The 18,028-nt window shown below is 71.2% G+C and carries 16 protein-coding genes; 14 read left to right on the top strand and 2 right to left on the bottom strand.

What is annotated here, in order from left to right; all coding sequences use genetic code 11:
* Positions 1–280: 280 nt before the first annotated feature.
* Genes aepX through DMA15_RS11140 form a run of 11 tightly spaced genes read left to right on the top strand, consistent with a single transcriptional unit; the run spans position 281 to position 11,321 of the window.
* Positions 281–1,201 carry a phosphoenolpyruvate mutase gene (gene aepX / locus DMA15_RS11190; protein WP_164551731.1) on the top strand — a complete coding sequence of 307 codons (921 nt, stop codon included), beginning with the start codon at positions 281–283 and terminating at the stop codon, positions 1,199–1,201.
* 18 nt (positions 1,202–1,219) lie between these two features.
* Complete coding sequence (locus tag DMA15_RS11185; RefSeq protein ID WP_346428909.1) at positions 1,220–2,566, top strand: LLM class flavin-dependent oxidoreductase; 1,347 nt, start codon at positions 1,220–1,222, stop codon at positions 2,564–2,566.
* Positions 2,567–2,585: 19 nt separating this feature from the next.
* A complete protein-coding gene (locus tag DMA15_RS11180) occupies positions 2,586–3,716 on the top strand; it encodes a hypothetical protein (protein ID WP_125512621.1) in 1,131 nt (376 codons plus the stop codon).
* 9 nt (positions 3,717–3,725) lie between these two features.
* Positions 3,726–4,961 (top strand): aconitase family protein, encoded by a 1,236-nt coding sequence (locus DMA15_RS11175; protein WP_125512620.1) that lies wholly within the window; start codon positions 3,726–3,728, stop codon positions 4,959–4,961.
* Between the two features lie 20 nt (positions 4,962–4,981).
* Positions 4,982–5,455 carry a hypothetical protein gene (locus tag DMA15_RS11170; RefSeq protein ID WP_240659748.1) on the top strand — a complete coding sequence of 158 codons (474 nt, stop codon included), beginning with the start codon at positions 4,982–4,984 and terminating at the stop codon, positions 5,453–5,455.
* Complete coding sequence (locus tag DMA15_RS11165; protein ID WP_240659747.1) at positions 5,452–6,225, top strand: class I SAM-dependent methyltransferase; 774 nt, start codon at positions 5,452–5,454, stop codon at positions 6,223–6,225. The genes DMA15_RS11170 and DMA15_RS11165 overlap by 4 nt, the downstream gene beginning before the upstream one ends.
* On the top strand, positions 6,225–6,674 hold the full coding sequence (locus tag DMA15_RS11160) for a GNAT family N-acetyltransferase (RefSeq protein WP_125512619.1): 450 nt from the start codon (positions 6,225–6,227) through the stop codon (positions 6,672–6,674). Before DMA15_RS11165 ends, DMA15_RS11160 begins: the two co-directional genes overlap by 1 nt.
* The gene (locus tag DMA15_RS11155; protein WP_125512618.1) at positions 6,671–7,831 is read left to right on the top strand and encodes an ATP-grasp domain-containing protein; all 1,161 of its coding nucleotides are present in this window, start codon (positions 6,671–6,673) and stop codon (positions 7,829–7,831) included. Before DMA15_RS11160 ends, DMA15_RS11155 begins: the two co-directional genes overlap by 4 nt.
* A 1-nt stretch (position 7,832) precedes the next feature.
* On the top strand, positions 7,833–9,002 hold the full coding sequence (locus tag DMA15_RS11150) for a hypothetical protein (RefSeq protein WP_125512617.1): 1,170 nt from the start codon (positions 7,833–7,835) through the stop codon (positions 9,000–9,002).
* Positions 8,999–10,267, top strand: coding sequence for a hypothetical protein (locus DMA15_RS11145; RefSeq protein ID WP_125512616.1), 1,269 nt, complete (start codon positions 8,999–9,001; stop codon positions 10,265–10,267). The genes DMA15_RS11150 and DMA15_RS11145 overlap by 4 nt, the downstream gene beginning before the upstream one ends.
* Complete coding sequence (locus DMA15_RS11140) at positions 10,257–11,321, top strand: hypothetical protein (RefSeq protein ID WP_125512615.1); 1,065 nt, start codon at positions 10,257–10,259, stop codon at positions 11,319–11,321. Before DMA15_RS11145 ends, DMA15_RS11140 begins: the two co-directional genes overlap by 11 nt.
* A 14-nt stretch (positions 11,322–11,335) precedes the next feature.
* On the opposite strand, the gene DMA15_RS11135 is transcribed toward DMA15_RS11140, so the two are convergent.
* Positions 11,336–12,346 carry a YihY/virulence factor BrkB family protein gene (locus DMA15_RS11135; protein ID WP_240660199.1) on the bottom strand — a complete coding sequence of 337 codons (1,011 nt, stop codon included), beginning with the start codon at positions 12,344–12,346 and terminating at the stop codon, positions 11,336–11,338.
* Positions 12,347–12,514: 168 nt separating this feature from the next.
* Here DMA15_RS11135 and DMA15_RS11130 point away from each other — a divergent pair, with 168 nt between their 5' ends.
* The 3 genes from DMA15_RS11130 (at position 12,515) to DMA15_RS11120 (ending at position 15,938) form a co-directional block, all read left to right on the top strand.
* On the top strand, positions 12,515–12,913 hold the full coding sequence (locus tag DMA15_RS11130; protein WP_125512613.1) for a helix-turn-helix transcriptional regulator: 399 nt from the start codon (positions 12,515–12,517) through the stop codon (positions 12,911–12,913).
* A 16-nt stretch (positions 12,914–12,929) separates the two neighbouring features.
* Positions 12,930–13,754: a molybdate ABC transporter substrate-binding protein gene (gene modA / locus DMA15_RS11125; RefSeq protein ID WP_125512612.1), complete on the top strand. Its 825-nt coding sequence runs from the start codon at positions 12,930–12,932 to the stop codon at positions 13,752–13,754.
* A 150-nt stretch (positions 13,755–13,904) separates the two neighbouring features.
* Positions 13,905–15,938: an ABC transporter permease gene (locus DMA15_RS11120; RefSeq protein WP_125512611.1), complete on the top strand. Its 2,034-nt coding sequence runs from the start codon at positions 13,905–13,907 to the stop codon at positions 15,936–15,938.
* Between the two features lie 31 nt (positions 15,939–15,969).
* On the opposite strand, the gene DMA15_RS37430 is transcribed toward DMA15_RS11120, so the two are convergent.
* Positions 15,970–18,018 (bottom strand): GAF domain-containing protein, encoded by a 2,049-nt coding sequence (locus DMA15_RS37430; protein WP_240660198.1) that lies wholly within the window; start codon positions 18,016–18,018, stop codon positions 15,970–15,972.
* Positions 18,019–18,028 lie beyond the last annotated feature (10 nt).

The raw sequence follows: 18,028 nt of genomic DNA, 5'->3' as shown, positions 1-18,028 counted from the left end.
ATCAACCATCTAGATGTATAGGGAAGGTAAGAGAGTTCCCGAATTCGGGTAAAGTCCGCGACTCCGCGTGACCCCGGCAGGTTCGGCCGGTGGCGCAAAGTATTCCACCGGTCGGGTGCGCGAAGAGGAGATCATTGACGCGCCAGACGATCACCGCTTTTGTTGTCACCGCCTCCCAACTCCGAGAGCGGGAAGCGCGATCCGCGAGAAAGTGGCGCAGGAAAGCGTGGTTCTCGGAGTGCACCGGAGCCGGAGGCAGGATCGTCGTCAGGGAGTGCTTGTGAGTATTTCCAGCGTAGGTAACGAGATTCGCTTGGCGGCACTTCGGGAGGCCCTCTCCCGGGAGAAGTTCGTACGCATACTGGAAGTGCACAGCCCGCTTTCAGCGGTCATCGCGGAGCACGCCCAGGGGGTAGGGCCGACGAAAAGGAGCTTCCACGGATTCTGGTCCAGCTCGCTGACCGACTCCGCCTTGCGCGGCCTTCCTGACATCGAACTGCTCGACAGCAATCTGCGGTTGTCCTGGATCGATCAGATCTTCTCGGTGAGCACCCTGCCTCTCGTCATGGACGGGGATACGGGCGGACGGGTGAGCCACTTCGAATATCTGGTCAGGGCCATGGAGCGGCGTGGCGTATCGGCCGTGGTGATCGAGGACAAGAGCGGGGAAAAGCGGAACTCTCTGCTGCCCGGCAAGGGTCTGCACACCATGGCCCCGGTCGAGGAGTTCTGCGAAAAGATATCCCGGGGGAAGGCCGCACAGGCCGGCACCGACTTCATGATCATCGCTCGGCTCGAAGGGCTCATCACGGGACTGCCGAGACAAGAGGTGCTCGACCGCGCCGGAGCCTATGTCGAGGCCGGGGCGGACGGCCTGGTCATTCACAGCCGCAGCGCGGACGAGTCCCTCGTGCTCGATCTGGCACGCGAGCTGCGAAAGCGGTATCCGCACATCCCCTTGGTGTCGATTCCGACGGCCTATCCCTCGGTTACCGAGCAAGAGCTTCACGAGGCGGGTTTCCGCCTGATCATCTACGCCAACCACATGCTGCGCGCGGCGACTCGGGCCATGGAAGAGGTCAGTCACCGCATCCTCGACCACGGCCGGGCACTCGAAGCCGGCGAGGTGTGCATCGAGACCTCGAAGATCCTCTCGATGCCCGAGGACAAGCGGCCCATCGTGCGCGCCCCCCGCCACTGACCCACCGGAGCCGTCGCGATGCCCGCACAGCGCAGGGAACAGATGATCATGGGTGCCTACGTCTCGTACGGCACCGGGCACCATGCCGCCTCCTGGCGGCACCCCACGAGCGATCCGACCGCCACCCGCAACCTCGACCACTACGTCGAAGTGACCCGGCTCGCCGAGCAGCACCTGTACGACACCCTGTTCCTGTCCGACGCACCGGCCGTCTTCAACGACGACCAGGCCGGCTTCGGGGGCCGGGTGACCTTCTTCGAACCGCTGACACTGATGAGTGCGCTGGCCATGGTCAGCCGGCACATCGGTCTGGTGGCGACCTCCTCGACGACATACAAGGAGCCGTACAACCTGGCCCGCGAGTACGCCAGCCTCGACCTCATCTCGCGAGGGCGGGCGGCCTGGAACCTGGTGACCACGTCCAAACTCGCGGCCGCCGGCAACCTCGGGCTGGCATCGCATCCCGCGCACGCGGACCGGTATGGCCGGGCCGAGGAGTTCATCGACGTGGTGCGCGGCCTCTGGGACACCTGGGAGGACGACGCCTTTCCGGCGGACAAGGCGCAAGGCCGCTTCTACGATCCCGCCAAGCGGCACAAGCTGCGCCATCGGGGAAGCTTCTTCTCACTCGAAGCGGAGCTCAACGTCTCCCGCCCGCCACAGGGATATCCGGTGATAGTGCAGGCCGGGTCTTCCGATGCCGGCCGGGAACTCGCCGCCAGAACCGCCGAGATGGTGTTCACGGCCCAACCGGACCTGGACTCCGCCGTCGCCTTCGCGGAAGACCTCGACAAGCGGGCGGCCGGCCACGCACGGCTCAACCCCGGAATCATCATCCTTCCGGGCCTCACCGTCTACGCCGGAAGGAACGAAAGCGAGGCGCAGGACAGAGTCGAAGAGCTGAAGTCGCTCATCCGTCCTGAATTCGGCCTCAGCATGCTTTCGGACCTGGTCGGCGGATTCGATCTGTCATCCTGCGACATCGAGGGCCCGTTGCCGCACCTGCCGCCGAGCAACGCCAACACCAGCCGGCGCGCACTGATAGAGAAGCTCGCTTACGGCGAGCGGCTCAACATACGCCAGCTGTACGAGAAGATGACCACCGCACGCGGCCATCTGACCCTCATCGGCAGCTATGACGCGGTCGCCAAAGAAATGCTCCAGTGGTTCGAGAGCGGCGCCGCCGACGGCTTCAACATCATGCCTCCGCTGCTGCCGGAGAGCCTCAACGACTTCTCCGAGAACATTCTGCCCCGGCTCCAGCGCCACGGAGTATTCAAACGGCGCTACACACCCGGCACCCTTCGGCAGAAATTGGGACTGCGTCGTCCCGAGAACCAGTACGTGACCTCCGCTCAGCGATAGACGGAAAGAGAGCATCAGCATGCGCGACGACCTGATCATCGAGGACACCACCCTGCGCGACGGCGAGCAGACCCCCGGCGTGGCTCTGTCGGCGAAGAAGAAGGTGGAGATCTTCAACGCCCTGGTGGACGCCGGGGTGCGGTGGATCGAGCCCGGGATCCCCACCATGGGAGGCGAGGAGGTCCGGGCCCTGAAGGAGATGCTGGAGCGCCGCGACGAGGTGACGCTCATCGGGTGGAACCGGGGTGTGCGCGGCGACGTGCAGCGCAGCATCGACCTCGGCTTCCGCGCCATCCACATCGGCCTTCCCACCTCCGACAACCACCTGAAGAACTCGGTCCGCCGGGACCGCACATGGCTGCTGTCCACGGCGCAGGACATGGTGAAGATGGCGAAGGACCAGGGCTGCTTCGTCAGCATCAGCGCGGAGGACATCGGACGCACGGAGCCCGACTTCCTCAAGGAGTACGCGGTCGCCGTCGCCGAGGCGGGAGCGGACCGGCTCCGCCTGTCCGACACCATCGGCATCCTGTCGCCCAGCCAGTACGCGGAGCGGGTGCGCGCCATCGACAGCGTCGCCGACATCGACCTCCAGGCCCACTGCCACAACGACTTCGGCCTCGCGGTGGCCAACACCCTGGCGGCGATAGAAGCAGGCGTGCGCTACTTCCACGTCACGGTCAACGGCATCGGGGAGCGGGCCGGCATGGCCGATCTCGCACAGGTCGTGCTGAGCCTGCGCCAGTGGTACGACGTCGACCTCGGCATCGACACCACCCAACTCACGGCCCTGTCCCGCCTGGTCTCCGAGGCCTGCGGCATTCCCGCCTCGCCGTGGCAGCCGATCGTCGGACCCAACGTCTTCGCCCACGAATCCGGCATCCACACCACCGGCATGCTCCGCGACTCCTCCACCTTCGAGCCGTACTCCCCGGAACTGGTGGGCGGCGAGCGCAAGCTGCTGGTCGGCAAGCACTCCGGCCGCGGTGTGATCGCCCACGCCCTCGGCGAGGGTGGTGCCGATCTGGACACGGAGACGCTGGAGGCACTGCTGCACGACGTGCGGGCCGAGGCCATCGCCGTCGGCGGCACCGTCTCGCCCGAGCGCCTGCGCGAACTCGCCGACCAGACGCGCGCCGCGCGGCGCTGAGGACGGGCTGTGAAACGGCGGCTCAAGAGCGGGACCCCGCTCGCCGAACAGATCATCGCCGACCATCGCGACCACGAGGACGGGCCGGTGGAACCGGGCCGGATCGTCACCGCCACGCCCGACCGGATCTACGTACAGGACGGCAACGCGCCGACCGTCGCCAGGCTGTACGAGCAGTACGGGTTCTCGACGGTCTTCGACCCGGAGCGGGTGAGCTTCGTCTTCGACCACTCCGTTCTCGTGGCCAACGTCGACATGGCCGACAGGATGAAGGACGCCGACGCGTTCGCCGCGCGCCTCGGGGTGGACGTACGCGCCCGAGGCCAGGGCATCAGCCACGTCATCGCCGCCGAAGCCGAATGGTTCACCCCGGGGGCCCTCGTCCTCGGGTCCGACTCCCACACCTGCGTCGGCGGCGCCTTCGGGGCGCTCGGCCTCGGCATGGGAGCCTCGGACATCGTCGCGGCGATGGTCACCGGGACCACCTGGCTGCGCGTTCCCGAAACCGTCGAGCTGCGGATCACGGGGACGCCGACGCGGGCGGCACGGTCACGCGACGTACTCCTCACCCTGCTGCGCGAGCGAGGCCAGGAACCGTTCCTCTACCGGTCGGTGGAGTTCACCGGGGCGTGGGCGCGTGACCTGTCCAGCGACGCGTCCGCCGGCCTGGCGAGTCTGGGCGTCGAACTCGGCGCGAAATGCGTCTTCGTCCCCGACGCGGAGGGCACGATCCCGACCGGAACGGCTCAGGGGGTCTCCCGGATCGAATTCGACATCAGCGGTCTTCAGCCCACTGTCGCCCTGCCGCATCTGCCGGGCAACACCGTGCCGCTCGACGAGGCGGCGGGCACCCCCATCTCCTATGTCTTCCTGGGCAGTTGCACCAACAGCCGACTGGAGGACATCGCGGAGGCGGCAGCGGTGGTGCGCGGCCACCGCGTGCGCCAGGGCACCCAGTTCGTGGTGACGCCGGGCTCGAACGACATCTACCGGGCAGCCATGCGCGCCGGCCACATCGACACACTGCTGGAGGCCGGAGCCGTGGTCACGCCCGCGGGCTGCGGGGCGTGCGTGGGGACCCAGGGCCCGCTGCCCGCCCGCGGCGAGAACGTGCTCTCCACCATGAACCGCAACTTCCGCGGGCGCATGGGCAACCCCGAGGCCAACATCTACCTCTCGTCGCCGCTCGTGGCCGCGGTGACCGCGCTGTGCGGCGCGGTTCCCGGCGTGGAGGACCTGCCGTGACCCACATATCGACACACCGGGTGCGCCGCGTCGCCGGCACGGTCTCGACCGATGACATCATCCCGGCACGCTACAAGCACATGCACACCGATCCCGGGCGCCTCGCGCCTCACCTGTTCGAGGCCTACCTCCCCGGTTTCGTGGAGAGTGTCCGGCCGGGGGACGCGATCGTCAGCGACTCGGTCTTCGGCATCGGCAGTTCGCGGGAACAGGCGGTCTCCACCCTCTTGGCCAACGGGATCAGTCTGGTGATCGCCCCCCGCTTCGGCCGGATACTCTTCCGCAACTGCTGGAACCTCGCCCTCCCCGCCATCGAGGCCGATACCGGCGACCTCAGCGAGGGGATGACGATCTCCGTCGACCTGGAGCGCGGAGAGATCCGCTCCGAGGGAGACGTGATCGCCGGGTTTCCGAAGCCTCCGCTTTTTCTGCTGGAAATGATCGCCTCGGGCGGTCTTCTGAACCGTGTGAAGCCCTCACCGTCTGGAGCGTGAGCCACGTGCCCCCTTCCGATGCCAGCTTTGACGGCCTGGCCGACAACTACGACCGGACACGGCCGCGTTACCCCTCCGCCCTGTTCCAGCACCTCGTCGGCCTCCTCCCCGAGGCGGGCCCGCCGACCGTGGTGGACGCCGGGGCCGGCACGGGCATCGCCCTGGAGGGAGTGCTGCCGCACCTTCCCGCCGACGCGGCCGTACACGCCGTGGATGTGTCGGCGGACATGATCCGGCTCGGCAGGAAGAAGTTCCCCGAGGTGGAATGGCACGAGGGGACCGCCGAGCAGTACCTCTCCTCGTGTGCCCCGGGCTCCGTCCACGTCCTGGTCGCCGCCCAGTCCTACCAGTGGATGGACCGGGCGGCCTACCTGCGCGAGGCGGCCAGGTGCCTCGCCCCCGGCGGGGTCTGCATGGTCATCCAGAACAACCGCGACCACGCGGCCGGCGGGTTCGCCGCCGAGTACGAGGACCTGCTGGAGGAACTCTCACCCGGTTACAGCCGCTTCTACCGCAGCTTCGACATCGCCGACGAACTGGGCGCGGCCTTCTCGCACACCGAGCGCCGGGCGGCCGAGTGGCACCAGTCGCTGACCGTCGAGGAGTTCGTCACCATGAGCTCCTCCTCCACCCAGGCGCAGCGCGCGGTGGCGGCCGTGGGACCGGTCTTCTACGCCCGGGTACGCGATCTGTGCGCCCGCCACGCGAAGGGGGGAAGCGTCGAGATCCCGTACCTCAGCGAAGCGTTCTACGCGGTCCGGCCGTCGTGATGCCCGTCGTGGTCCGGCAGGCGCGGCGCCGGGACGCGACCGCGGTGGCCCGGCTGATCCACGACGTCTACCGGCCGTTCGCCGCGACATTCCGTCCGACCGCTCTGCGGTGGTCCGCAGAGACCGTCCGGGCCTGCTCCGACACCTGGCTGATCGCACGGGCCGGGAACGAATGGGTGGGCGTGGTGCACCAGACGCCGGATCCGGAGGGGCACACGCTGGACGCTCTGGCCGTGACGCCGCACTGCCGCCGCAAGGGCGTGGGCACCCAACTGGTCGCCGCGGTGGAGGATCGGGCTCTCTCCCTCGGTACGCGCCGCATGGTCATCGCCCTGCGCGACGGTCTCGCCGCCAACATCGCGTTCTTCACCGCCCTGGGATACCGGCCCACGCGACCGTTCCCGCCCTCCCACCACCTGTACGTCAAAGAGATCGGTGCACGAGAGTGACTGTTGTCTGTCTGGGGTATCGAGCAGGATTCGTCGAAGCGGCCAGGCGCGCCGGCCTGGACCTGCATCTCGTCGTCGACAAGATCAAGCCTGGTCTGAAGGGACTGTCCTACACGAAGGTCGCCGACCTCTCCGACGCCGAGGAGGTCCTGCGCGCCGTCACGGAGCATCCCGGCGACAAGATGAGCGCGGTGGTCACAGGGCACGAGCACCCGATGTTCTCGGCGACCGTCATCCGCTCGGTGTTCGGCCTGCCGGGCGACACCGATCCGGCGCGGTGCCTGCGCTTCCGCGACAAACGCGTCCAGAAGCGAGCCGTCTCCCCCAAGATCCCCACGGCCCGGTGCGCCTACCTCAACCCCTCCGCGCCCGACTACGCGGCACTGGCGGAGCAGCTCGGCGAGGTCTTCGTCGCCAAGCCGGCCGACGGATTCGGCTCCCAGGCCACCGAGCCCATCCGCGGCCAGGAGCAGCTCGACGACTACCTGCGCCGCCATCCGGCCCGGTCGGACGTGTCGACGGTGGTCGAGTCGTACGTCGAGGGACGCGAGATCCACGTCGACGGCGTGTGGTGGGACGGCCGTCCCGCGTGGACGGCGGTCTCCGGCTACCTCGCCCCGCTGATGGGATGGACCAAGGGCGAGGCGGTCGCCGACGCGCCGCTAGGGCCGGCCGAGAGCGAACTCAGCGCCCGGGCGACCCGGTTCGCCGCGGAGGTCCTGCGCGAGCTGGACGCCCCGGACACCGTCTTCCACCTCGAAGCCTTCGTCCGGCCGGACGGGGAGCTCGTCCTCGGGGAGGTGGGGGCACGTCCGGCCGGTGCGCTCACACCCGAGGTGCTGCGCATGACCCATGGCGTCGACCTCTACGCCGCGACCCTCGATGTGGGGCTCGGCCGGGCCCCCGAACTGCCGGTGCCACCCCAGGAGCCCGCCGAGCTGTTCGGATGGATCTACCTGGTCCGCGACGCCGGACGACAACTGACCGAGGACGACTTCCGCGACCGATTCGACGTGGTCGAAGTGGACTACCCGGCACCGGAGAACGACCGTGTGGGCACGTACGGACGGTGCGGACACGCCATCGTCAAGGCGGCGACACACGAGGGCCTGGTGGACGGTCTGCGTGCCATAGCCGAGTTCAACCGGAGCGTCTGAGGTGTCGACGAACAGGACCCGGGCTCTCGTACTGGGACGCGACAAGGATTGGGCCCGCCGCGCCATGGCCGCCTTCTCCGACACGCACGAGTTCGTCCGCCTCGACGCGGAGGCGCGGCAGTGGGAGAAGACGCCCGGCCCCGAGCTTCTGCTCCACGCCGACGCGCTGATGGCGGCTCAGCCGTTCGGCGCGGTGGTGGCCACGAGCGAGAGCACCATGCTCGCCGCCGGGTTCCTGCGCAGCCGGTACGACCTGCCGGGGCTCGGCTACGAACAGACACTGCCCGTGACGAACAAGTGGCGGATGCGCAGGAGGCTCGCCGCCGCCGTGCCCTCCCCACAAGCCTGGCTCTCCGGGCATTTCCTGGCCGAGGAGCCGGAACGTACGCGGGCCATGGCCGAGGTCGTCGTGAAGCCGATCGCCTCCTCCGCCTCACGGGACGTCCGCCGGATGCCCGTCGCCCAGGCCCGTGCCTGGCTCGCGGACCACGGCGAACTGTGGCTGGTCGAGCAGGCCGTCGCGGTACAGCGGGAGTTCCACTGCGACGGCGTCTGCCACGACGGCCGTGTCTCCTGGGTGGAGGTCTCCGAGTACGACCGGCCGGCGCTCAAGAAGGCCGGCACGTGGGGCACGTCCATCCTCTGCCGCGACGACGCCATGCATGCCCGGCTGACCGCCCTCACCCGAAGCGTGATCGGAGCACTCGACGCGGTGGACGGCGTCTTCCACGCGGAGTTCCTGTACGACGGCGCGGAGCTGTACTTCGGTGAGGTCGGCATGCGTCCGGCCGGCGCGGGGTGGGGGGAGCTGCTGCGCGTGACGACCGGGGCGGACCTCTGGGGCGCGTTCGTGGCCTGCCAGCTCGGCCACGACGCGGACAGGTTCGCGCCGCGGCATGCTCCGGCCGAGACCAGCGGTCTGCTGTGGGCCCGCCCCAACCCCGACGGCAGCCTGCCGTTGCCGGCTCCGCGCGTACGTGACCTGCCCGGTGTCGTCCTGGTCGGCGAGGGAAACATCGCCCGCGGAGCCGATCCGGCCAGCTCGTGCGAGTTCGAGTACCGGGCGTACTACGAGGGGCTGACGCCCGAGGACGCCGCCCAGCTGCGCTCGGCCGTCACGGGCCGGGACGCAGCGGGCCCCGCGCGTCCGGGGATCGGCGCCGCCGGATGACGGCGAGGAGCTCCGCCCGGGCGGTACCGGGCGCCCGATGGCTGCTCACCTTCTTCTGCGTCGGCGGCGTCGCGGAGAGCCTCCAGGCGCTCACCATCATGTGGGCCTCCTACCACCTCACCCATGACGCGGCGGTGACAGGGGCGATGGGCGCCGCCGCCTACCTGCCCGGTGTCGTCCTCGGGCTGATGGTCCGCAAGAGGGCCGACAGGGGGAACGCGGCACGACGGCTCTCGGTGACCAACTGGGTCCTGCTGGCCGGTTCCTCGCTCCTGGCCCTGGTCTGGGCCGCCGAGGCGTCCGTCGGCGTCACCGTGGCCGCCTTCGCCGCGGTGCAGTGCAGCCTCAGCTTCGTCAAGACCATGAACAAGGCGCACGCGGGCCGCTTCATCCGGCAGCGTTTCGCGGCATCGGACGCCGTGACGCTGCGGCAGCGTTCGACATCGCTGGCGCAGGTGGGCGGGGTGGCGGGCGGCGGGGCCGCCGGCCTGCTGCTGGGCGCCGACGCCGTCGGCTGGTGCTTCGCGGCCGCGGCCGTCCTCTACCTGGCCGGGCTCTGGGCGGTGCACCGCGCGATGGCCCCCGAGGCGGATGCGGCGGAGCGGGAAGGCGAGGCCGTGGGGGTCCCGGCCGCGGCGGGCACCGGAGCCGGTGAGGCGGCTGCCGGGAAGGAACCGGAAGGGCAGGCCCCGGCCAGTCCCGGGGTGCTGCGGGCGATCCTCGTCTACTCGGTCCCCAGCAGCGGAGCACTGCCGTTCATCTCCACCGCCGCGGTCCCGCTGGCCCACGCGGTCGCCCCCGGTTCGGGGAACTTCTACGCGATGCTCAGCGCCTCCGGAATGGGCGGGGGGTTCCTCGCCGGAATGGCGTTGTCGTCCGGGCGGATGTCCTCGAACGCGGTCCTGCGGGTGGCCCTCCCCGCCGGGGCGGTACTGGCCGTCGGCCTCGCCGTGGTCCGCTGGCAGGTCGTCGTCATCCTGCTCTTCGGGGTGCTCGCCGCGGTGCTGACCACACACATCATGGTGATGCAGGTGCTGACCAATCAGGCGCCGCCCGAGGACCGGGTGGGGAGGTTCACCGTGGTGCGCAACGCTGTCGCGGGGTCCGCCAAGGGAGGTGCGGCGCTGCTGGCGGGCTGGTTCGTGGACGCCTTCGGCCTCCGTGCGGCATGGCTGATCCTCGCCGCCGTCCTGGCCGTCTCAGGACTTTCCTGGTGGAGCGTCGGACGGAACCCGGAGATGGAGGAGTTGGCCGGTGCGCGCTGAGGAAGCATTCATCGACTACGTACGACGCAGGCGTTCGACCCTGCTGCACCCCCAGGCACCGCCCGCGGCGGTGAGCGAGGCGCTGGCCCTCCTGGGCCTCGACGACGCCTCGCTGGCCCGCTGGTCGGCGAGCGGGCCCGCGCTCGTCTCCCTGCCGCACGCCAGTCCCAACGTCTTCGACCCGCGGATGAGGGTCTGCTGGTACGCGGCGGCCGCGCAGCGACGGGCCCCGCGCGCGGTCCACCACCTCCGCGTCGTCCTGACCCACGTCAACTTCTCCGACCTGGGCTGGCGCCCTTACGCGTGGTGGTACCTCGGCGAAGACGGAAACGTCCGCGGTCATCGCCAGTTCTCCCGGAACAAGCGGCGCAAGCACGTGACCGTCGCGAGCCAACCGGCCATGGACGCCGTGCCCGAGGCGGCGGCGGGCGCCGACCTCGCGGCGTCCCGGGTCGCCCGGTGGGGGGCCGACCTGGCCGTCTCGTACATGCTGATCACCGCCGTGGTCGAGCGGGCGGCGGGCATGGTCACGGCACCGGCGGCGACCACCTACTTCCCGCTTCCCTGGCTCGTCTCCTTCGTACGGGAGCACGCCGCGGGCGCCGCCTCGGTCCCGGACGAGGCGCTGACCTCCTGGTGCGCACGGCTGACCGAACAGGCCCACGGCCGACGGACAGGACCCGACGGCACGCTGCTGGAATGCCCCGCACAACAGGCGACCGTCTTCGACAACTACAGCAACCTGGCGGCACTCTCGCTCCTTGGCGCCCCCCAGGTGCTGGGAGGCGCCAAGATGGCCGGGTACTGGCCGCACGTCGAGGAGTTGCTCGACGTGCTGCGCCCCGCTGCTCCCGCCGATGTCCGCGACCCGCGTGTAGCGCTGGTCCCGCAGGGCGACCCGGGACGGTTCGTCGGCCCGACGCCGGAGACCGCGGCCCAGCTGGAGCGGCACGGCGTCCCGTACAGCCAGGGGCTCGCGGTCGCCGAGCACGGCAACTTCGCGGAGCGCCGCGACCCCTTCGACGTGCCGGAGGCCGCCGTGTCATCAGGATGACGCGCCGGTCCCTGTCAGGACGCGGGCCCCGGGCGGGAGTGGCGGCGGCGGGGCCACTTGCGGGTGTCGCGGGGTTCCACGTACGGCTCCTCCTCCGGGGGCATGCCGCCGGCGATCGCGCGCTGGCGGGCGAGTTCCGCGTCGAACTCCAGGCCGAGCAGGATGGCCAGGTTCGACAGCCAGAGCCAGACCAGGAAGATCACGACGCCCGCCAGGGTGCCGTACGTCTTGTTGTACGAGGCGAAACCGGCGACGTACAGCGCGAAGCCCGCGGAGGCCACCAGCCACAGGAGCACCGCGAGCACGCTGCCGGGGCTCAGCCAGCGGAAGCCCGGGCCGTGGACGTTCGGGGCCCGCCAGAAGAGCAGGGCGATCATCGAGACGACGAGGACCAGCAGCACCGGCCACTTGGCGATGGACCAGGCCGTGAGCGCCTCGTCGCCCACGCCGATGGCGTCCCCCGCGCGCTCGGCGATCGGGCCCGTGAAGACCACGATCAGCGCGCTGACGGCGAGCAGGACCATCAGGGCCAGGGTCAGGGCGATCCGCAGCGGTGTCAGCTTCCAGACCGGGCGGCCCTCGGGAAGGTCGTAGACAGCGTTCGAGGCGCGGATGAAGGCGCCCACGTAACCGGAGGCCGACCAGACCGCGAGGACCAGGCCCAGGAGCGCCATCACGCCGCTGGTGCCGCCGCTGCCCTGCAACTGCCGTACGGCGTCGCTCAGCAGGTCGCGCACCGGGCCCGGCGCCAGCTTCTCCAGGTTGTCCAGGACCGAGGTGGTCGCCTTCTCGCCGATCACACCGAGGACCGAGACCAGGACGAGCAGGGCGGGGAAGAGCGAGAGCACGCCGTAGTAGGTCAGGGCGGCGGCCCGGTCGGGCAGGTCGTCGTCCATGAACTCCTTGCCGGTGCGCCGCAGGACCGACCACCAGGAGCGGGCCGGCAGCTCGGTGGGTTCGTCGGGCGCCGCCGCCTCGACCTCGGGGCCCGGCCCCGTGTTCTTGTCCTTGCCGAAGGTTGCCATGGGCGGCGAGTTGGCCGAGTGGGCCGACATATGCCTGTTCTCCTCAGGAGATGTCGTGCCGGGCGGCCTTGGGCGGCCTTGGGTGTTCCTCCATGAGGTCTCGCATCTGCCATGGAGGAACTCATCAACTATTTCAGATGCCAGGCAATCGCCCTTATCTTGTCGCATATGCAGTCCTACACGATTGGGCAGGCCGCGCGTCTGCTCGGGGTCAGTCCCGACACCGCCCGCCGCTGGGCGGACGCCGGACGCGTCGCCACGCACCGCGACGAGGGCGGGCGGCGGCTCATCGACGGCCGGGATCTGGCCGCTTTCTCCGTCGAGGTCGCGCAGAGCGGCGGCGCGGGCGAGGAGGACGTCCCGTACACCTCCGCCCGCAACGCCTTTCCCGGCATCGTCACCGCCGTCAAGCTCGGTGACGTGGCCGCCCAGGTGGAGATCCAGGCGGGGCCGCACCGCCTGGTCTCGCTGCTGACGCGTGAGGCGGTGGAGGAGCTCGGCCTTGAGGTCGGGATGCAGGCCACCGCGCGCGTGAAGTCCACGAGTGTGCACATTGATCGCGCCTGAGCCAGGAGCCCTGCCCATGTCGTTCTCTCCGAAATCGTTCGTCCCCGCTTCCGTTCCCGCTTCCGTCCGCCGTGGTGCCGCCGCGGTCGTGACGGCCGCGCTGCTCGTCCCGTTCGCCGCCGCCTGTGGCAGCGGTGACGACGACGGCGGACGCGAGAAGGGCGGTGGCGGCAAGGACGTGCACCTCACCGTCCTCGCCGCCTCCTCCCTCACCGATGTGTTCGCCACCGCTGAGAAGGCGTACGAGAAGGACCACCCGGGCACCAGCATCACGGTCTCCGCGGCCGGGTCGCAGGAGCTGGCCGCGCAGGTCAAGCAGGGGGCGCCCGCCGATGTGCTCGTCACCGCCGACACCAAGACGATGGACGGCCTCAAGGCGGAGACCGGGACGCCCACCGTGATCGCCAAGAACCGCCTTGTGATCGCCACCCGGGAGGGGAACCCGGAGCGGATCAAGGGGCTGAAGGACCTCGGCGACAGCGAGTTGAAGGTCGTCCTCGCGGACGACACGGTTCCGGTCGGGCGCTACAGCAAGCAGGTCCTGGACCGGCGGCACGTCGAGGTGAAGCCCGTCTCCAAGGAGGCGAACGTGCGTTCCGTGCTGAGCAAGGTGGAGCTCGGCGAGGCCGACGCCGGTCTCGTCTACCGGACGGATGCCGCGACCGCTCCCGGTAAGGTCGACGCCGTCGAGATCCCCGACGCGCAGAACGCCGTCGCCTCCTACCCGGCGGCTACGCTCAAGGGCTCCGCGAACGGGGAGGAGGCGGCGGCGTTCGTTAAGTGGCTCAGCACGGGGCCTGCGCAGAAGATTCTGCGGGAGGCGGGGTTCCAGAAGCCGTAGCGCCGTACGTCCGTCCGGGTGCCCTGGGCTGTAGGAGTGGCCGCTTTTTCGCCGCTTCGCGGCGGTTTCCCCACCCACCCACCCGTTTGCCCCGCGCTGCAGGGGTGATCCCGCCCACCCGTTTGCCCCGCACCTAGCCCAGGAACGCCGATGAGCCGCCTCCACCTCCGCACCCGTGCCCCGGGCCGCCCCCGGACGCCCGTCGCCCTCGCGCTGCCCGCGCTGCTCGCGATCGCGTTCCTGCTGATGCCGCTGATCGGCATCCTCGCCCGTACCGAGTGGGGGGAGCTGGGCGGGCATCTGTCCGCGCCCGGGGTCACCCAGGCCCTGAAGCTCTCCATGCTCGTGTCGTTCTGGGCGCTCGGGCTCTCCCTGCTGCTCGGGGTGCCGCTGGCCTGGCTCCTTGCGCGGGTGGACTTCCCCGGGAAGGCGTTCGTACGTTCCCTCGTACTGCTGCCGATGGTGCTGCCGCCGACCGTCGGCGGGGTCGCGCTCCTGCTCGGCTTCGGGCGGCGCGGGCTGCTCGGGCCCTGGCTGGAGAGCACCTTCGGGATCGTGCTGCCCTTCCACACCTCCGGCGCGGTGGTCGCGGCGACGTTCGTGTCGATGCCGTTCCTCGTGATCAGCCTGGAGGGCGCGCTGGGCGGGCTGCGGCCCGGTTTCGAGGAGACGGCGGCCTCGCTTGGCGCTTCTCCCGTACGGGTGTTCTTCACCGTCACCATGCCGATGGTCGCCCCCGGGCTGATCGCGGGCGCGGCGCTGACCTGGGCGCGGGCCCTCGGTGAGTTCGGCGCGACGATCACCTTCGCGGGCAACCTTCCCGGGACCACGCAGACCCTGCCGCTCCAGGTCTATCTGCTGCTCCAGGACTCACCGGAGGCCGCGACCTCCCTCTCCCTGCTGCTGCTCGCCATCGCCATGGCGGTGCTGGTGGGGCTGCGGGGGCGGTGGTCGGCGGGGGCGAGCGTGGGGGCCGGGGGGCGGACGGGGGCCGCGAGTGCTCCGGAGGCTCCGGATGCTCTGGGTGCTTCGGATGGCCTGGGTGCTCCGGGTGCTTCGGGGGGCGCAGGGGACAGGGCTGCCTCAGGTGGCTCCGAACCGCTCGGCGAGGCTCTGCCGGCTCTGGCAGCCTTGGCCCCGCAGGAGAAGTGGGGTCTGCACGCCGACGTCACCGGCGCCGACGAACTGACCCTCGACGCCGCGCCCGGCACCACCATCGCCGTCGTCGGACCCAACGGCGCCGGCAAGACCACGCTCCTGCGCGCCCTCCTCGGCCTGACGCCCCGCGCCCACGCCCGGCTGCGGCTCGGCGACCACGACGTCACCGCGCTGCCGCCGCACCGCCGGGGGGTGGCCTGGGTGCCCCAGGAGGGCGCGCTCTTCCCGCACCTGAACGCGCTCGGCAACACCGCGTACGGGCTGCGCGCGCAGGGCGTCCGGCGCGCCCGGGCCCGCCAGGAGGCGCGGGCCTGGCTCGACCGGCTCGGCGTCGGACACCTCGCGCACCGCAAGCCCGGCCAGCTCTCCGGCGGCCAGGCCCAACGGGTCGCGCTCGCCCGGGCGCTCGCGGCCCGGCCCCGGCTGCTGCTCCTCGACGAGCCGCTCGCCGCCCTCGACCAGACCACCCGCGCGCACGTCCGCCACACGCTGCGGCGCCACCTCGAAGGCTTCGGCGGGGTGTGCCTGATCGTCACGCACGATCCCGTGGAGGCCGTGTCGCTGGCCGACCGTGTCCTCGTACTCGACGAGGGGCGTACGTTGCAGGACGCGCCGCCCGCCGAGGTCACCCGGCATCCGCGTTCGCCGTGGGTGGCGCGGATGCTCGGCCGCAACGCCTGGCCGGGGACGGTGGGCGCGGACGGCACGCTCGTCCTGGCGGGTCAGGGGCGGCTGGTCGTCGCCGACGCGCCGGCCGAGGGGACGCGGGCGCTGGCGGTGATCGCTCCGGAGGCGGTCTCCGTGCACCGCGAGAGGCCGCAGGGGAGCCCGCGCAACGTGTGGCGGGGGACGGTCCGCGAGGTCACGACGGCCGGGAGCAGGCTGCGGGTGCTGATCGTCTCCGGCGAGGCGCCGGATCTGGTCGCCGAGATCACTCCGCAGGCGGCGGTGGAGCTGGGGATCGTGGACGGGGCCGAGGTGTGGACGAGCGTGAAGGCGACGGAGGTCTCGGTGGTGACGCTCTGACGTTCCGTCGGGGGGCGGGGTTCCTGGTCCCTTACTGGAGGGGAGCCTGCCAGGTCACCGTCGTGCCCGCTTCCACGCCGTCCGTGGCCCCGTCGTCGTACACGGTCAGGCGTACGCCTTCCCGGCCGTCGGGGAGGGTCGCGCGGGCGTCCACCGCCACGTCGACCCGGGTGACGCCGGTGCGGCGCGAGGTGGCGGCAAGCGCCCGGCGCAGGGCGGCGAGGAGGTGGGCGGCCGCCGGGTCCGTGACCCGGGTGTCGACGGCGCCGCCGAAGTGCACGGAGGGCTGGACGCCGAGGATCGCGGCGGCGCCCGCGGTCTCGCGCAGGACCTTGCCGCGGAAGGTCGTGGGGGCGTCGGCGGGGGGCTGCTGGAGGGCGAAGATGGCCGTGCGGACCTCTTGGATCGTGGACTCCAGTTCGTCGACCGCGTGGTCGAGCGTGGTCTCCACCTGCGTGGAGTGGGCCTTGCGGCGGGTCGACTCCAGCATCATGCCGGTCGCGAAGAGGCGCTGGACGACGAGGTCGTGCAGATCGCGGGCGATGCGGTCGCGGTCCTCGAAGACCGCGAGGCGCCGACGGCTCTGCTGGGCGTCGGCGAGTACGAGGGCAAGGGCGGCCTGCGAGGCGAACTGGGTGGCGAGCAGTCGCTCGGCGGCGGTGTAGGGAGGCGCGCCGCGCCTGCGGGGCAGCGCGAGCGTGCCGATGAGCCGGCCGCCGGCCTGGAGCGGCAGCATCATGCTGGGCCCGAAGCGGGCGCGTACGTGGGTCGTCATCCGCGGGTCGGTGGCGGAGTCCTCGATGAACACGGGCTCCCCACCGAGCAGTTGGGTGAGGACGGCGCTGCCGGGTTCGATGGTGGTGCCGATGAGGTCGTTGTGGTTGGAGGGGGTGGGGGGCGAAGAGTTGGGGGGCGAGGAGTTGGGGGTATCGGCGGGGGGTGTGGCGTGGCGGTCGGGGGGCGGGGTGGCACTGGCGGGCGTGGTCTTGCTGGTGGGGGGCGCTGGGGTGCTGGGGGGTGTCTCGTCGTCGGGGGCGGCCAGGGGACCGGGGCTTGCCTCGCCGGGGTGGGGTTCGGACGTCGGGGCCGCGTGGACCGGCTGGGTCGTCTCGGCGCCTTCGGCCGGGGTGGCGGCCTCGGGCGGGCCGGTGGGCTCGGGCGGTCGGGCGGCCTTGGTCGGGTCGCTCGGTTCGGCTGTTCCGGCTGCCTTGGCCGTTTGTGACGCTCGGGTTGGCCCGGCGGAGCCGGTGGACCCGGTGGACCCGATGGGCCCGGCTGACGCGGTGGACCCGGCCGGCCCGGTCGTCCACGCGGCCTCGGGCGCCCCCGGCGTCTCGGCCGCTCCGGCTGCCTCTGCCTCGGGTGGCGCTTCGGCTGCACCGGTGCCGCCGGGCGGGGCGGTCGTTCGGGTTGTGCCCGTTGATCCCTCGGAGAGGCCCGCTGAGGCGCCCCAGCCGTGGGGGGCGCCGTCTGTGGAGGCGGCGACGATCCGCATGCCGCCTGCCTCCGTGGGCTGGAGGATCACGCCCGCCGCCGCGCCCGCGAGCACCCTCGCGCGGTCCGCGACCGTCATCAGCGCGTCGGCCGCCGCCTCGCCCGTGAGCAGGGCCGTGGTGACCGCCGCGGCGCCCTCGATCCAGCGCTCCCGCTGCCGGGCCGCCTCGAACAGGCGGGCGTTGCCGATCGCGATGCCCGCCTGACTCGCCAGGATCCTCAGGAGCTGGCGGTCCTCGTCGGTGAACGGCCCCTCCGCCTTGTCCGCGAGCAGGAGGTCACCGAACGCCTCGTCATGGACGTGGATCGGTACGCGGATGACGTCGCCGCCCGCCGCGCCGCGAGCCGGCGGCGTGCCACCGCCCGCCACGAACATCTCCGTCGGCCCCTCGTGGACGGGGGAGTTGACGCCGAGCGTGCCGTACCCCGCCCCCGTGAGCCGGGCCGCGCTGTCCACGATGTGCTGGAGCGTGGCCCGCAGATCGAGGTCCGCGCCGACGCTGAGCACCGCGTCCAGCAGGGGCATCGGGGGCGGAGGGGGCTGCGGGGGCGGAGGGGGCGGCGGCGCGTCCGTTCCTTCGGGCATCTCGGTCACG

Source organism: Streptomyces sp. WAC 01529, assembly GCF_003945545.1.
Taxonomy (GTDB): Bacteria; Actinomycetota; Actinomycetes; order Streptomycetales; family Streptomycetaceae; genus Streptomyces; species Streptomyces anatolicus.
The sequence above is the reverse complement of the archived record's forward strand: the minus strand, read 5'-3'. Positions and strand labels throughout refer to the sequence as shown.

Bases quoted from the DNA above. Each gene is read 5' to 3' on its own strand.
- DMA15_RS11185 (WP_346428909.1), top strand. From the start codon at position 1,220: ATGCCCGCACAGCGCAGGGAACAGATGATCATGGGTGCCTACGTCTCG.
- DMA15_RS11180 (WP_125512621.1), top strand. From the start codon at position 2,586: ATGCGCGACGACCTGATCATCGAGGACACCACCCTGCGCGACGGCGAG.
- DMA15_RS11160 (WP_125512619.1), top strand. From the start codon at position 6,225: ATGCCCGTCGTGGTCCGGCAGGCGCGGCGCCGGGACGCGACCGCGGTG.
- DMA15_RS11145 (WP_125512616.1), top strand. From the start codon at position 8,999: ATGACGGCGAGGAGCTCCGCCCGGGCGGTACCGGGCGCCCGATGGCTG.
- DMA15_RS11135 (WP_240660199.1), bottom strand. From the start codon at position 12,346: ATGGCAACCTTCGGCAAGGACAAGAACACGGGGCCGGGCCCCGAGGTC.
- DMA15_RS11130 (WP_125512613.1), top strand. From the start codon at position 12,515: ATGCAGTCCTACACGATTGGGCAGGCCGCGCGTCTGCTCGGGGTCAGT.
- modA (WP_125512612.1), top strand. From the start codon at position 12,930: ATGTCGTTCTCTCCGAAATCGTTCGTCCCCGCTTCCGTTCCCGCTTCC.
- DMA15_RS11120 (WP_125512611.1), top strand. From the start codon at position 13,905: ATGAGCCGCCTCCACCTCCGCACCCGTGCCCCGGGCCGCCCCCGGACG.
- DMA15_RS37430 (WP_240660198.1), bottom strand. From the start codon at position 18,018: ATGCCCGAAGGAACGGACGCGCCGCCGCCCCCTCCGCCCCCGCAGCCC.